This is a genomic window from Streptomyces sp. NPDC048370 (assembly GCF_043200825.1).
In the GTDB taxonomy this organism is placed as follows: domain Bacteria; phylum Actinomycetota; class Actinomycetes; order Streptomycetales; family Streptomycetaceae; genus Streptomyces.
Genome location: NZ_JBICYI010000003.1, coordinates 739,534 through 754,208, shown reverse-complemented (window position 1 = coordinate 754,208; position 14,675 = coordinate 739,534). Strand labels below are relative to the sequence as shown.

Below are 14,675 nucleotides of genomic sequence, written 5' to 3'. Positions count from 1 at the left end.
CTCGGTGCTTTCCGGCTTCTTCGGTTTCCCGTTTCGGCCTTCCTGCGTTTCCGACTCTATCAGATCCTTTCGGGCCTGATTCCCAGTCAGCGGGGGCTGTCTTCGCGGCTGTTGGGCCGTTCCGACGAGTGAGACTTTAGCGGATTCCTTGCCCCCGACGCTAATCGGGCGGCTCGCGCTCAAACCTTCGAACGCGGATTCCTCATTTCGCAAAAACGCACGGAAAGCACGACGGCGCGACGAAGCGCCGTCAGCTTCTGAGGATCTTGCGGAATGGTTGTCCGGGGCCGGCCGGGGCCGGTGCTCACGTCGGACAACTCGGAGAACACTACGTATCGGGGAATCCCATGTCAACCCCCGTCCTCAGGCGTACCCTCCTCCGTATGACCACGCATGCGCACACCACTCAGTGGTGGGCCGCCTGACCGGCGGCCCCATCTGACGCATGCACTCAGCGGCCGCCGACTCGGCGGCCGTTCGCGTATCCCCCTCCGGGAGTGCGGCCGACGGGTCGGCGCACATGGAGAGGGAGAACGAACGCAGTGAAGCGGATCTTCAGCGGGATCAAGCCGACCGGGCATCTGACCCTGGGCAACTACCTCGGGGCCGTGCGGAGGTGGGTCGAGGTGGACCAGCACGCGTCGGACTCGTTGTTCAGCGTCGTGGATCTGCACGCGCTGACCGTCGAGCACGACCCGGCGCGGGTGCTGCGGCTGAGCCGGCAGGCGGCCACGCTGATGCTGGCCGCGGGGCTCGATCCGAAGCTGTGCACCCTCTTCGTCCAGAGTCATGTGGACGAGCACGCGCGGCTCTCGTATCTGCTGGAGTGCACGGCTACGGACGGCGAGCTGCGGCGGATGATCCAGTACAAGGAGAAGGGCGCGCGGGCGGTGGCGGCCGGGCAGGGGGTGCGGCTGTCGTTGCTGACGTACCCGGTGCTGATGGCGGCGGACATCCTGGCCTACGGGACCGATGAGGTGCCGGTGGGTGAGGACCAGACGCAGCATGTGGAGCTCACCCGGGATCTGGCGGTGCGGTTCAACCAGCGGTACGGGCATGTGTTCACGGTGCCGAAGGCGACGCATCCCGAGGTGGCGGCTCGGGTGATGGACCTCCAGGATCCGCGTTCGAAGATGGGGAAGTCGCACGAGAACGCGGCGGGGTTCGTCTATCTCCTGGACGACGAGGAGACCGTGCGGCGGAAGATCATGCGGGCCGTGACCGACAGCGGGCGGGATGTGGCCTACGACCGGGAGGGTCGGCCCGGGGTCGCGAATCTGCTCGATCTGCTGGCGGCCTCGACGGGTGGGAACCCGGAAGCCCTGGCCGGTGTATATGAGTCGTACGGATCCTTGAAACGAGATACAGCGGACGCGGTGGTCGAGATGGTGCGGCCGGTGCGGGAGCGGCACGCGGAGTTGGCGGCCGATCCGGGATATGTGGACCAGGTGCTGCGGGACGGCGCCGAGCGGGCCCGGGGGATGGCGCGGCCGTTGGTGGACCGGGCCTATCGGGCGATCGGGTTGATGCCTGCCGTGTGACGGAAGGCGTGGCGGTAGTCGCGCGGGCTGGTGGCGAGGTGCGAGGCGAAGTGCTGGCGCATCGTGACCTCGCTGCCGAAGCCCGCGCGGCGGGCGACCTCGGGGAGGGGGTGGTCGGTGAGTTCGAGGAGTTTCTGGGCGGCGGCGACGCGTTGGGTGATGAGCCAGTGGAGAGGGGTGGTGCCGGTGGTCGCCTGGAAGTGGCGGGCGAAGGTGCGGGAGGACATACCGGCGCGGGTGGCCAGGCTGGCGACGGTGTGGGGTTCGTCCAGGTGGGCGAGGGCGTAGGAGCGGACGGCGGCGAGGGTGTCGGCGTCGCGGTCGGCTCGAGGTGTGGGGTGCTCGATGAACTGGGCCTGGGTGCCCGTGCGGAAGGGGGCGGTGACCATCGAGCGGGCGATCGACGCGGCGGCTTCGGCGCCGTGGGCCGTGCGGACGAGGTGGAGACAGAGGTCGATGCCGGCGGCGGTGCCTGCCGAGGTCCAGATGCCGGAGTCCTCGACGAAGAGGGCGTCGGCCTCGACGGTGACCTGGGGGTGGCGGGTGGCGAGGGCCGGGGCGAGGTGCCAGTGGGTGACCGCGCGGCGGCCGTCGAGGAGTCCCGCCTGAGCCAGGACGAAGGCGCCGGCGCAGAGGGAGGCGACGGGGATTCCGGCGGCGTGGGCCTGGCGGAGGGCTTCGAGCACGGGGGCGGGTGTGTCGGTGTCGGGGTTCTCGATGCCCGGGACGAGGACGAGGTCGGTGGGGGTGAGTCCGTCGAGCCAGTCGAGGGGGCGATCGGGGGTGAGGGTGAGGCCGCCACGGAGGGGGACAGGGGTGGCGGGGTCTACGGCGACGCGGCGGAGTTCGAAAGGAGGGACGCCGCGCAGGCGGCGGTCGGTGCCCCAGACCTCGGTGACGACGGAGACGTCGAAGGCGCGGATGCCGGGGAAGGCCATCAGGGCGATGCACTGCATGGGTGGCAGTAAACCATCGATCGCTGACTTTCCCCCCTCTGGGAGGTGGGGGCCGGTGGCGGCAGCATCGAGTCCATGGAGATCGCGGAGAACGCAGCGCTGGTTGTCGTCGACGTACAGAAGGGCTTCGAGGAGGAGTTCTGGGGGAAGCGGAACAACCCGGGTGCCGAGGAGAACATCGCGGCACTGATCGACCTGTGGCAGGGGACGGGGCGGCCGGTCGTGTTCGTACGGCACGATTCGCCGGCCGGGTCGCGGTCACCGCTGCGGATCGGGCACGTGGGGAACGACTTCAAGGACTTCGTCGAGGAGCGGAGGGGGAAGGGGGACGGGCCTGAGCTGCTGGTGACGAAGAGCGTGAACTCGGCGTTCTACGGGGAGCCGTCGCTGGACCTGTGGCTGAGCGGGGAGGGGATCGCGCAGATCGTGGTCGTCGGGATCCAGACGAACATGTGCAACGAGACGACGGCGCGGATGGGCGGGAACCTCGGTTACGAGGTGGTGTTCCCGCTGGACGCGATGCACACCTTCGACCTGGAGGGGCCGTTCGGGTGGGCGGCGACGGCGGAGGAGCTGACCCGGGCGACGGCGGTGTCCCTGCACGGGGGAGGGTTCGCCCGGGTCGTCACGACGGAGGAAGTGCTGAAGGGGGCCTCGGGCGCGTAGGTCAGCCGTTGCCGGAGGCGAGCTCGCGGCTGCGGTCGCGGGCGGCTTCCAGGGCGGCGATGAGGGCGGCCCGTACGCCGTGGTTCTCCAGTTCGCGGATGGCGCTGATGGTGGTGCCGGCCGGGGAGGTGACGGCCTCGCGGAGCTTGACCGGGTGCTCGCCGCTGTCGCGGAGCATCACGGCGGCGCCGATGGCGGCCTGGACGATCAGGTCGTGGGCCTGGGCGCGGGGCAGGCCGAGGAGGATGCCGGCGTCGGTCATGGCCTCGACGAGGAAGTAGAAGTACGCCGGGCCGGAGCCGGAGAGGGCGGTGGCGGCGTCCTGCTGGGACTCGGGGACGCGGAGCGTCTTGCCCACGCCGCCGAAGATCTCCTCCGCGTGGACGAGGTGGGCGGAGGTGGCGTGGCTACCGCCGGAGATCACGGACATGCCCTCGTCTACGAGGACGGGGGTGTTGGGCATGACGCGGACGACGGGGGTGCCGGTGGTGAGGCGTTCCTCGATGAAGGAGGTGGGGATGCCGGCGGCGGCGCTGATGACGAGGCGGTCGGCGGTGACGTGGGGGGCGAGTTCGTCGAGGAGACGGCCCATGTCCTGGGGCTTCACGGCGAGGATGAGGGTGTCGGCGCGCTTGGCGGCCTCGGCGTTGGTGACGGTCTCGACGCCGTAGCGGGCGCGGAGCTCCTCGGCGCGTTCGGTGCGGCGGGCGGTGACCAGGAGGTTGGCGGGGCGCCAGCCGGCCCGGATCATGCCGCTGAGGAGCGCTTCACCGATCTTGCCGGTGCCGAGGACTGCGACGGTCTGGGTCATGGCTCTGTTCACCTCGCCGGAAGGAATACGTGTCGCCATCCTCGCACCGCGCGGGTGCGCGCGGTGCGGGTGTCCGAGGGGCGGTCAGGCCGTGCGGCGGCGGAGGGTGGCCGCGCCGAGGGCGAGGACCAGCAGGGCGCAGCCGGCGACGACGAGGGCGTCGCGGATGAAGTCGCCGGTGATGTCGGGGTTGCGGAGGACCTCGTTCATGCCGTCGACGGCGTACGACATGGGCAGCACGTTGGAGATTCCTTCGAGGACGGGCTGCATCTGGTCGCGGGCGATGAAGAGGCCGCAGAGCAGCAGCTGGGGGAAGATCACGGCCGGCATGAACTGGACGGCCTGGAACTCCGAGGCGGCGAAGGCCGAGACGAAGAGGCCGAGCGCGGTGCCGAGCAGGGCGTCGAGGAGGGCGACGAGGAGGAGTAGCCAGGGCGAGCCGACGACGTCGAGTCCGAGGAGGCCGAGGGCGAGGCCGGTGGCTAGGGCGGACTGGACGATGGCGAGGAGCCCGAACGCGAGGGCGTAACCGGCGATGAGGTCGCCCTTGCCCAGGGGCATGGCGAGCAGGCGTTCCAGGGTGCCGGAGGTGCGTTCGCGCAGGGTGGCGATCGAGGTCACGAGGAACATCGTGATCAGCGGGAAGATGCCGAGCAGCGAGGCGCCGATGTTGTCGAAGGTGCGCGGGCTGCCGTCGAAGACGTACCGGAGCAGGAAGAGCATCAGGCACGGCACGAGGATCATCAGCGCGATCGAGCGCGGGTCGTGACGCAGTTGCCGCAGGACGCGGGCGGCGGTGGCGAGGGTGCGTGCGGTGCTCATCGCTGGGGCTCCTGGAGGCGTACGGCTTCACGGGCGTCGGCGGAGTCGACGAGGTGGAGGAAGGCCTCTTCGACGGTGGCGGTGTCGTTGCGGCGCCGCAGGGCTTCAGGGGTGTCCTCGGCGAGGATCTCGCCTTCGCGCATGAGGAGGAGCCGGTGGCAGCGTTCGGCCTCGTCCATGACGTGGGAGGAGACGAGGATCGCGGTGCCCCGCTCCGCGATGCGGTGGAAGAGGTTCCACAGGTCGCGGCGGAGGACGGGGTCGAGTCCGACGGTGGGTTCGTCGAGGACGAGGAGCTCGGGGGAGCCGAGGAGGGCGACGGCGAGGGAGACGCGGCTGCGCTGGCCGCCGGAGAGCCGGCCCGCGAGGGCGTCGGCGTGCGAGGCGAGGTCGACGTCGTCGATGGCGCGGGCGACGGTGGCGCGGCGCTCTTCGCGGTGGGCGCGGCCGGGGAGGAGGACGGCGGCGAAGTAGTCGAGGTTCTGGCGCACGGTGAGGTCGTCGTAGACGGACGGCGCCTGGGTGACGTAACCGATGCGGGAGCGCAGGGAGGCGTCACCGGCCGGGCGGCCGAGGACGTCGAGGGTCCCGGTGACGTTCGCCTGGGTGCCGACGATCGCGCGCATGAGGGTGGATTTGCCGCAGCCGGAGGGGCCGAGGAGGCCGGTGATCCGGCCCGGCGGGACGGTGAAGTCGAGGCCGCGCAGGACGGTGCGGTCGCCTCGTACGACGGTGAGGTCGTGCGCGGAGATCGCTGGGGCGGGGCCCCCTTCCGAGTAATTCATCATGCGTTGAATAATGCTCCTGGGGAATCGGGGGCGTCAAGCGATCGGGGGCGTCGAGCGATCGGGGGCGTCACGCGCCAGAGCCCCGGCCGATGTGCGGCCGGGGCTCTGGGGAGTGGTGCTGGGGGCTGGGGCGGCCCTGCTACTTGCGCTTGGGCTTTTTGCGGGCTGCCGGGTTGCCCGTGCGGGCGCCGCGGCGCTTCTCGTACTGGCTGCGGGCCGTCTCGTACTCGGCGCGGCGCAGCTTCTCGCCCGGCGCCTCGACGAAGCAGCGGAAGAAGTAGGCGAGGAGGGAGCCGATGAAACCGATCATCTTGAGGCTGCGCAGCGAGTCCTCACGGGCCGGGTCGGCCGGGCGGCGGACGAAGCCCTCCCAGGTCTTGCGGAAGGCGATGGCGCTGCAGATGGCGAACATCAGCACCACGAGCATGTTCACGAAGCCGCCGACCTCGGCGATCTCCAGGCCCTGGTAGGCGAAGCGCAGCACGAAGCAGCCCGCCGCCGCGGCGGCGAGCGCCCCGAGGGCGACGCCGGCGCGGCGCAGCCCGTACCGCCCGTCGTGCTCCACCCACGTCGTCCCGAAGAAGCGGATCTCCTCGGGCTGCGGACCGGCGGGCGCGCCGGCGGTGCTGCTGCTGGGCTTGGCGGTCTGGTCTTCGTCGCTCACGAGGTCGATTATCCCCGTATCCCCAAGATCAGGGACGGAAGGCGTCAGCCGCAGCGCTTGGCGACGAAGCCGTCGCTCCCCGTCTTCACGTACGCGTCCGAGATGAACTCGCCGGACGCGATGTTGTCCCAGATGTTCGTCGTGCCGTACGGGCCGGTGACGCGCTCGCCCGTCGTCTGGCAGAGGATCGGCACCCGGACGTCCAGGGCGAGGGTCCGCACGATGCGGTACTGCGTGCCCGGGCCCGAGCGCACGTTCACGCGGTAGCCCGGGGCGACGGGGTAGCGCACCGCGCCCATCGTGGACACGCCCTCCAGCGCGGATGCCCCCGCCTGCTCCGTCCCGGCGGCCGTCTCGACCGACGTCTTGTCCATGCCCATCTCGTTCTCCCCCGTTGGCGCGAAAGCGCTCCGCTGGCTTTCACTCTCCGCGACGCGCAGGCTAGCAAGCCCCACCGCCATCACGTGTGCCATCGACTAGGCTCCGTGCGTCGCGCACGCGCGCGAACGTCGACGCGGAACCACACGGGGGTGGGCGATGCCGCCGTTGCGCAGGACCGGTGCCGACCGGGAAGCGGAAGAGCCCGAGTACGCCGGTGAATACCGTCTCCAGGCCTGCCTCGGCGCGGGCGGCATGGGCGAGGTGCACCTGGCCACCTCCGCCTCCGGGCTACGGCTCGCGGTCAAGGTCGTGCACGGACAGTACGCGGAGGACCCCGAGTTCAGGGCGCGTTTCCGCCAGGAGGTGGCCGCCGCGCGGCGGGTGAGCGGCGCCTTCACCGCGCCCGTCGTGGACGCCGACCCCGACGCCGTACGCCCCTGGATGGCCACCCTCTACGTACCGGGACCCACGCTCGCCGACCAGGTGAAGCGGAACGGGCCCCTCTCCCCCGCCGAGTTGCGCCGGCTGACGGCCGGACTGGCCGAGGCGCTCCGCGACATCCACCGGGCCGGTGTCGTACACCGCGACCTCAAGCCGAGCAACGTGCTGCTGACCGACACCGGACCGAAGGTCATCGACTTCGGCATCTCCCGGCCGGTCGACAGCGATCTGCACACGGAGACGGGGAAGTTGATCGGCTCGCCGCCGTTCATGGCACCCGAGCAGTTCCAGCGGCCCCGTGAAGTCGGGCCCGCGGCGGACGTGTTCGCGCTCGGCGCCGTCCTGGTGCACGCGGCCACCGGGCACGGGCCGTTCGACTCCGACAGCCCGTACATCGTCGCGTACCAGGTGGTGCACGACGAGCCGGATCTGACGGGGGTTCCGGAGGCGCTGGCTCCGCTCGTCGCGCGCTGTCTGGCCAAGGAGGCGGCGGAGCGTCCGACTCCGGCCGAGATCATGGCGGCGCTGCAGCCGCCGTCGTACGAGGCGGCGGCGTTCATACCCGCCCAGCGGCGGCCGCTCACGCTGCCCGACCCGCTCCCGGACGCGTCGGCCGCTTCGGCGTCGTGGGACGCGGACACACCCGTACGGGCCCCGGCGCCGCGCGCCAGGCGGCGGCTGCTCCGGCCGTCGGTCGTGGTCGCCGCCGCGCTCGCCGTCCTCGCCGCGGGCGGCACGTTCGTGGCCCTGCGCGCGGGTGACACCACCGCACCCCGGGCGCACCGCGCCGCCGACGCGGCGGCGTCGTTCGAGGGCTGGGAGACCGTGCTGGGGAAGGACGGCGAGCCGGCCACCCCGGCCTGCGTCTCCACGGCCGACGCCCTCCACTGCTCCGCCCGGGGCGTCGCGCTCGCCCGGCTCGACCCCGCCACCGGCCGCGTGCTCTGGTCCCGCCCGGCGCCGCCCCGGGCGGCCGGCGAACAGCTCTCGGCCCCCGTGCCCTTCGGCGGCCTGCTCGGCGCCGTCGCGGAGGACGGGACCCTGCGGGCGTTCACCGCCGACCGGGGTACGCCGGTCTGGGACACCGGCGCCGCCGCCCGCCAGGAAGGCGCCAACCCGGCCGGGAAGACGCTCCTCTACCCGACCTCCACCTCGGCCGTCAGGGCCGTCGACGGGGCCACGGGCAAGCAGCTCTGGCGCCACGCCCTGGACGGCTTCACCGCGCCCCGCTTCGGCCCGTACGACGAGGCCTCGGGTCTCGTGCCCGTCTTCGAGACCACGGGTGGCGCCACCCGTACCTCGCTCGGAGCCCTGCGCCCCGAGACGGGCGAGGTCGTCCGGCGGCAGCGGCTCGCGGGCGATCTCGTCCCCGTGGGCTGGGGTCCGAGGGGTGTCGTGTTCCTGCGCTCGTCGAACGCCGACAGCCAGACCGACGCCCTCGTCCGCCACGACCCGGCCGACGGATCCGTACGCCGTGTCCCGCTGCCGTACCCGATGGACGATCCGAGGATCGTCGTACGCGGCGACACCGCCTATCTCCTCGACACCGCCGGCCGCCTCACCGCCCTCGACACCGCCGCCGCGCCCGCCGGGCGGGTCCTCTGGGAGCTGGAGACGGCGGCGGGGAACGTGTCCGCGCCCGTCCTCGGGCCCGATGGGCGGCTGTACTTCTCCGTGGCCGACGGGCGGTTGCTCGCCGTCGACACCGGGCGCGGGGCGCTGCTCGGGCAGACCGGGCCCCGGCTGCGGGACGGGCGGCTCGGGTACGCGACGACCGTGCCCGCGCCCGTCGCCGTCGGCGACAAGGTGTTCGGGACCGCGCCTGACGGGTCCGTGTTCGCGGTGGACGGGCGGGATCCGGCGGGGTGGTGAGCCCGTCACCTCGGACAAGCCCGTCACCTCGGACAAGGAAGAGCGCGGGGAGTGGCCTTTCGGCCTCTCCCCGCGCTCCTTGTCCCCGTCAGCCGGTCCGGCGCGTCAGCCGAGCTTCGACACGTCCCGCACCGCGCCCTTGTCGGCGCTCGTCGCCATCGCCGCGTACGCCCGCAGCGCGGCCGAGACCTTGCGCTCACGGTTCTTCGGGGCGTAGACCCCGCCCAGCGCCTCGCGGCGGGCCGCCAGCGTCGCGTCGTCGACGAGCAGCTCGATCCCGCGGCTCGGGATGTCGATACGGATCCGGTCACCGTCCTCGACCAGGGCGATCGTGCCGCCCGACGCCGCCTCCGGCGAGGCGTGACCGATCGAGAGACCCGACGTACCGCCCGAGAAGCGGCCGTCCGTCACCAGCGCGCAGGTCTTGCCCAGGCCCCGGCCCTTGAGGAAGGAGGTCGGGTAGAGCATCTCCTGCATGCCCGGGCCGCCGCGCGGGCCCTCGTAGCGGATGACGACCACGTCGCCGTCCTTGACCTGCTTGTTCAGGATCTTCTCGACGGCCTCGTCCTGCGACTCGCAGACGACGGCCGGGCCCTCGAAGGTCCAGATCGACTCGTCCACGCCGGCCGTCTTCACGACACAGCCGTCGACGGCCAGGTTGCCGCGCAGGACCGCGAGGCCGCCGTCCTTGGAGTACGCGTGGGCCGCGTCCCGGATGCAGCCGCCGGCCGCGTCCGTGTCCAGGGTCTCCCAGCGCTCGGACTGCGAGAAGGCGGTCGCCGAGCGGACGCAGCCGGGGGCCGCGTGCCACAGCTCGACGGCCTCCTCGGACGGGGAGCCGCCGCGCACGTCCCAGGTCTCCAGCCACTCCTTGATGGAGCGGGAGTGGACGGTGTGGACGTCCTCGTTCAGCAGCCCGGCGCGGTACAGCTCGCCGAGGATGGCCGGGATGCCACCGGCGCGGTGGACGTCCTCCATGTAGTACGTGCCGCCGGGCGCCACGTTCGGGGCGACCTTGGCCAGGCAGGGCACCCGGCGCGAGACCGCGTCCATGTCGGACAGGCCGTAGTCCAGCTCGGCCTCCTGGGCGGCGGCGAGCAGGTGCAGGATCGTGTTGGTCGAGCCGCCCATGGCGATGTCCAGGGCCATGGCGTTCTCGAAGGCCGCGCGGGTCGCGATCGAACGCGGCAGGACGGAGTCGTCGTCCTCGTCGTAGTAGCGCCGCGTGATGTCGACGACCGTACGGGCCGCGTTCTCGTACAGCGCCTTGCGGGCCGTGTGGGTGGCGAGGACCGAGCCGTTGCCGGGGAGGGAGAGGCCGATGGCCTCGGTCAGGCAGTTCATCGAGTTGGCGGTGAACATGCCGGAACAGGACCCGCAGGTCGGGCAGGCGTTCTCCTCGATACGGAGGATGTCCTCGTCCGAGATCTTGTCGTTCACGGCGTCGGAGATCGCGTCGACCAGGTCGAGCGTACGGACCGTGCCGTCGACCAGCGTGGCCTTGCCGGACTCCATCGGGCCGCCGGAGACGAAGACCGTCGGGATGTTGAGGCGCAGGGCCGCGTTCAGCATGCCGGGGGTGATCTTGTCGCAGTTGGAGATGCAGATCAGGGCGTCGGCGCAGTGCGCCTCGACCATGTACTCCACGCTGTCCGCGATCAGGTCGCGGGAGGGCAGGGAGTACAGCATGCCGCCGTGGCCCATCGCGATGCCGTCGTCGACGGCGATCGTGTTGAACTCGCGCGGGATGGCCCCGGCGGCCGTGATGGCCTCGGAGACGATCCGGCCGACCGGCTGGAGGTGGGTGTGGCCGGGGACGAACTCGGTGAAGGAGTTGGCGACGGCGATGATCGGCTTCCGGCCGATGTCCGCGCCGGGTACACCGGAGGCGCGCATAAGGGCGCGTGCGCCCGCCATGTTGCGGCCGTGGGTGACTGTGCGGGACCTCAGCTCGGGCATCGTCGCTCGCTCCTCAGTGATGCTCAGTGGTGATGGGTGTGCTTGCTTCGAGCGTACGCCGGACGCCCAAGATCTGGACGGCGTGTCCGCATGCCGGACGTGCTGTTCAGCCTTCGGTCAGGGATCCGCCGTTCGGGTCAGGCTTCCGTGAGGTAGCGCTGGAGCGTCGGGGCCACGTGGGCCACGATCTCCTCCGGGTCGGCGGAGGCCATCGGCTCGACCTTGATGACGTACCGCAGGATCGCGATCCCGATCATGTGCGAGGCGGCGAGCTCCGCGCGGAACTTCGGGTCCGGTACGTCGAGCTCGGCGGCGATCCGCTCCAGGAGCCGGCGCAGGACGAAGCCGCGCAGCACCTTCGCCGCCGCCTCGTGGGTCAGCGCGGAACGGACGATCGCGAGGAGCGGTGCGCGGCTGACCGGGTTCTCCCAGACGCCGATGAAGTAGCGGGCGAGGCGCTCGCCGATCCCGTCGCGGGGGCCGCCGAGGATGGCGGGGAGGACGAGGGCCGGTTCGAAGGAGACCTCGATCGAGGCGGCGAAGACCTCGTCCTTCGTACCGAAGTAGTGGTGGACGAGCGCCGGGTCCACGCCGGCCGCCTTGGCGATGCCGCGCACGGAGGTCTTGTCGTAGCCGCGCTCGGCGAACTGCGCGCGGGCGGCCTCCAGGATGCGCTCGCGGGCGCCGGGCCCGCTCTCCTCCTCCGTACGGGAGGGACGGCCGCGGCGGCGCGGGGCCGGTTCTGTCATGAGCGGGGCACTCCGGAGCGGCGGGCGGCGGAGGCCAGGTGGAGCCGGGTGAAGGCGAGGGCCTCCGCGAGGTCCGCCTCGCGTTCGGCCGCCGACATCGCGCGCCGGGTGTTGACCTCGATGACCACGTGGCCGTCGAAGCCGGTGAGCGCGAGGCGCTCCAGGAGCTCCGCGCAGGGCTGGTTGCCGCGGCCGGGCACGAGGTGCTCGTCCTTGGCCGAGCCCTTGCCGTCGGCGAGGTGGACGTGGCCGAGGCGGTCGCCCATGCGGTCGATCATGGCGAGGGCGTCCGTGCGGGCGGTCGCGGTGTGCGAGAGGTCGATCGTGAAGTGGCGGTAGTCGTCCTTGGTGACGTCCCACTCGGGGGCGTACGCGAGCATCTCGCGGTCCTTGTACCGCCAGGGGTACATGTTCTCGACGGCGAACCGTACGTCCGTCTCGTCGGCCATCCGCCAGATCCCGGTGACGAAGTCGCGGGAGTACTGGCGCTGCCAGCGGAACGGCGGGTGGACGACCACCGTGGAGGCGCCGAGCCGCTCGGCGGCCGCCTGGGCGCGCTGGAGCTTGACCCAGGGATCGGTGGACCAGACGCGCTGGGTGATCAGCAGACAGGGCGCGTGGACGGCAAGGATCGGGACCTGGTGGTAGTCCGAGAGCCGGCGCAGGGCCTCGATGTCCTGGCTGACCGGATCGGTCCACACCATGATCTCGACGCCGTCGTAGCCGAGGCGCGCGGCGATCTCGAAGGCCGTCGCCGTCGACTCCGGATAGACCGAGGCCGTCGACAGCGCGACCTTCGCATCCGGGATGCGCACGACTGGTTCTGCCACGAAGGACAGGGTACGGGGCGGGGCGGGGGCCGGGGAGGTGGTTCCGGTCACCCCCGGGGGGCGCGGGGCGCCCTTGGGGGCTCGGGGCACGCGCGCGTGGAAGGGGTAGGGCGTGTGTCGCGGCACGCGCGCGTGGGGCACGACGGCCCATGCCCGCCACGCGCGCGTGAGTACCGACAGCCCTCCACGCGCGCGTGGGCCGGACGGCGCACGCGCGCGTGGGCCGGACTGCGCTCCACGCGCGCGTGGGACCGACCGCCCTCCACGCGCGCGTGGCGCAGCAATCGTGCCGCTACTCCTCCGGCAGGTGGTCCAGGCGGCGCAGGATCACGCCCTCGCGCAGGGCCCAGGGGCAGATCTCCAGCTCGTCGACGCCGAAGAGGTCCATCGCCGCCTCGGCGACGAGCGCGCCCGCGAGCAGCTGGGGGGCGCGGCCCTCGGAGACGCCCGGCAGGCCCGCGCGCTGGTCGACGGTCATGACGGTGAGCTTGGGGACCCACTCCTCCAGGGCCCTGCGGGGCAGGTGGCGCTCGACGTAGAGCCCCTCGCCCGAGCCGGGGGCGCCGGCGATGCGCGCGAGCTGCTTGAAGGTCTTGGACGTGGCCACGACGTGGTCGGGCTTTCCGAAGCGGCTGAACTCGCCGACCGTACGGGCGATCTGGGCGCGTACATGACGACGCAGCGCCCGTACGTCGGCCGCGTCGGCCGGGTCGCCCGGCAGCCAGCCGGAGGTCAGCCGTCCCGCGCCGAGCGGCAGCGAGACCGCCGTGTCCGGCTCCTCGTCGATGCCGTACGCGATCTCCAGGGATCCGCCGCCGATGTCGAGCAGGAGCAGCTTGCCCGCGGACCAGCCGAACCAGCGGCGGGCGGCCAGGAAGGTGAGCCGCGCCTCCTCCTCGCCGGTGAGGACCTGGAGGTCGACGCCGGTCTCCTCCCGTACCCGGGTCAGGACGGCGTCGGCGTTCGTCGCCTCGCGGACCGCCGACGTGGCGAACGGCAGGACCTCCTCGCAGCCCTTGTCCTCGGCGGCGTCCAGGGCGTCCCTGACGGTCGCGATGAGCCGCTCCACCCCGTCGGGGGCGATGGCACCTCCCGCGTCGAGGAGCTCCGCCAGGCGCAGCTCCGCCTTGTGGGAGTGGGCGGGCAGCGGGCGGGCGCCGGGGTGGGCGTCCACCACCAGCAGATGCACTGTGTTCGAACCGACGTCGAGGACTCCGAGTCTCATGGACGGAACGCTACTGCGCCCGCGCGCATACGCTTGGCGTGTGCCAAAGACGAAAAAGGCGAAGCCGGGCAAAGACAGTGGCAGCGACAGCGCCACGAAAGTCCCCAAGCCCCCCAAGGCCCTCAAGACCTCCACCAAGCAGGGCAAGGCGTCCGGAGCGGACATCGAGCCGGACGAGAAGGGGCTGGACTTTCCGCGCGCCTGGGTCGAATTTCCCGACCCGGCCGACGACGAACAGGTCTTCCGCTGCGACCTGACCTGGCTGACCTCGCGCTGGACGTGTGTCTTCGGCAGCGGCTGCCAGGGCATCCAGGCGGGCCGCGCCGACGACGGCTGCTGCACGCTCGGCGCGCACTTCTCCGACGAGGAGGACGAGCAGCGGGTCGCCTCGTACGTGGACCGGCTCACGCCGGAGCTGTGGCAGTTCCACGACGTCGGCACGGAGACGGGCTGGACGCAGCTCGACGACGACGGCGACCGGCAGACCCGCCGCTGGAAGGGTTCCTGCATCTTCCAGAACCGCCCCGGGTTCGCGGGCGGCGCCGGCTGCTCGCTGCACATCCTCGCCCTCAAGGAGGGCAAGGAGCCGCTGGAGACCAAGCCGGACGTCTGCTGGCAGCTGCCGGTGCGCCGGACGTACGACTGGATCGACCGGCCCGACGACACCCGGATCCTGCAGGTGTCGATCGGCGAGTACGACCGGCGTGGCTGGGGCCCGGGCGGCCACGACCTGCACTGGTGGTGCACGTCGGCGACCTCGGCGCACGGGGCCGGGGAGCCGGTGTACGTGACGTACCGGCCGGAGCTGACCGAGCTGATGGGCAAGGCGGGGTACGACGTCCTGGTGGAGCTGTGCGAGGCGCGTCTGTCCGCCCAGCTGCCGCTGGTGGCACCGCACCCGGCGGACCCGCCCCGGAAGTAGCCGGGGCCGGACCGCTTCAGGCGGCATCGCCCCGGTCCGGCACCGCCC

At 71.9% G+C, this 14,675-nt stretch carries 14 protein-coding genes; 4 read left to right on the top strand and 10 right to left on the bottom strand.

Going from position 1 to position 14,675, the window contains the following annotated elements; translation table 11 throughout:
- The first annotated feature begins 542 nt into the window (after positions 1–542).
- Positions 543–1,541: a tryptophan--tRNA ligase gene (gene trpS, locus ACGFYP_RS10830; RefSeq protein ID WP_393489073.1), complete on the top strand. Its 999-nt coding sequence runs from the start codon at positions 543–545 to the stop codon at positions 1,539–1,541.
- On the opposite strand, the gene ACGFYP_RS10825 is transcribed toward trpS, so the two are convergent.
- On the bottom strand, positions 1,508–2,497 hold the full coding sequence (locus tag ACGFYP_RS10825; protein WP_393489068.1) for a GlxA family transcriptional regulator: 990 nt from the start codon (positions 2,495–2,497) through the stop codon (positions 1,508–1,510). The two genes, trpS and ACGFYP_RS10825, sit on opposite strands and share 34 nt — an antisense overlap.
- Before the next feature lie 75 nt (positions 2,498–2,572).
- Here ACGFYP_RS10825 and ACGFYP_RS10820 point away from each other — a divergent pair, with 75 nt between their 5' ends.
- On the top strand, positions 2,573–3,163 hold the full coding sequence (locus tag ACGFYP_RS10820) for a cysteine hydrolase family protein (RefSeq protein ID WP_393489064.1): 591 nt from the start codon (positions 2,573–2,575) through the stop codon (positions 3,161–3,163).
- Between the two features lies 1 nt (position 3,164).
- Here the strand turns inward: ACGFYP_RS10820 and proC are convergent, their stop codons facing one another.
- The 5 genes from proC to ACGFYP_RS10795 form a co-directional block, all read right to left on the bottom strand.
- Entirely contained in the window at positions 3,165–3,974 is an 810-nt protein-coding gene (proC, locus tag ACGFYP_RS10815; protein ID WP_361970116.1) for a pyrroline-5-carboxylate reductase, read from the bottom strand.
- A gap of 84 nt (positions 3,975–4,058) precedes the next feature.
- Positions 4,059–4,796 carry an ABC transporter permease gene (locus ACGFYP_RS10810; RefSeq protein ID WP_393489056.1) on the bottom strand — a complete coding sequence of 246 codons (738 nt, stop codon included), beginning with the start codon at positions 4,794–4,796 and terminating at the stop codon, positions 4,059–4,061.
- Positions 4,793–5,584 carry an ABC transporter ATP-binding protein gene (locus ACGFYP_RS10805; protein ID WP_393489051.1) on the bottom strand — a complete coding sequence of 264 codons (792 nt, stop codon included), beginning with the start codon at positions 5,582–5,584 and terminating at the stop codon, positions 4,793–4,795. The genes ACGFYP_RS10810 and ACGFYP_RS10805 overlap by 4 nt, the downstream gene beginning before the upstream one ends.
- Before the next feature lie 139 nt (positions 5,585–5,723).
- On the bottom strand, positions 5,724–6,248 hold the full coding sequence (locus tag ACGFYP_RS10800; protein ID WP_393489047.1) for a hypothetical protein: 525 nt from the start codon (positions 6,246–6,248) through the stop codon (positions 5,724–5,726).
- A gap of 44 nt (positions 6,249–6,292) precedes the next feature.
- Positions 6,293–6,628, bottom strand: coding sequence for an SH3 domain-containing protein (locus tag ACGFYP_RS10795; RefSeq protein WP_393489043.1), 336 nt, complete (start codon positions 6,626–6,628; stop codon positions 6,293–6,295).
- Between the two features lie 157 nt (positions 6,629–6,785).
- On the opposite strand from ACGFYP_RS10795, the gene ACGFYP_RS10790 reads away from it, so the two are divergent.
- Positions 6,786–8,942, top strand: a complete 2,157-nt coding sequence (locus ACGFYP_RS10790; protein WP_393489038.1) for a protein kinase — start codon at positions 6,786–6,788, stop codon at positions 8,940–8,942.
- Between the two features lie 105 nt (positions 8,943–9,047).
- Here the strand turns inward: ACGFYP_RS10790 and ilvD are convergent, their stop codons facing one another.
- The 4 genes from ilvD to ACGFYP_RS10770 all read right to left on the bottom strand — a co-directional run bounded on the left by ilvD (position 9,048) and on the right by ACGFYP_RS10770 (position 13,705).
- A complete protein-coding gene (gene ilvD, locus ACGFYP_RS10785; RefSeq protein ID WP_393489034.1) occupies positions 9,048–10,901 on the bottom strand; it encodes a dihydroxy-acid dehydratase in 1,854 nt (617 codons plus the stop codon).
- 137 nt (positions 10,902–11,038) lie between these two features.
- Positions 11,039–11,650 carry a TetR family transcriptional regulator gene (locus tag ACGFYP_RS10780; RefSeq protein WP_393489031.1) on the bottom strand — a complete coding sequence of 204 codons (612 nt, stop codon included), beginning with the start codon at positions 11,648–11,650 and terminating at the stop codon, positions 11,039–11,041.
- Positions 11,647–12,480, bottom strand: a complete 834-nt coding sequence (locus ACGFYP_RS10775) for a sugar phosphate isomerase/epimerase (RefSeq protein ID WP_361970094.1) — start codon at positions 12,478–12,480, stop codon at positions 11,647–11,649. Before ACGFYP_RS10775 ends, ACGFYP_RS10780 begins: the two co-directional genes overlap by 4 nt.
- A gap of 292 nt (positions 12,481–12,772) precedes the next feature.
- Positions 12,773–13,705: a Ppx/GppA phosphatase family protein gene (locus ACGFYP_RS10770; protein ID WP_361970091.1), complete on the bottom strand. Its 933-nt coding sequence runs from the start codon at positions 13,703–13,705 to the stop codon at positions 12,773–12,775.
- Between the two features lie 40 nt (positions 13,706–13,745).
- On the opposite strand from ACGFYP_RS10770, the gene ACGFYP_RS10765 reads away from it, so the two are divergent.
- A complete protein-coding gene (locus tag ACGFYP_RS10765; protein ID WP_393489022.1) occupies positions 13,746–14,627 on the top strand; it encodes a hypothetical protein in 882 nt (293 codons plus the stop codon).
- Positions 14,628–14,675: the final 48 nt, after the last annotated feature.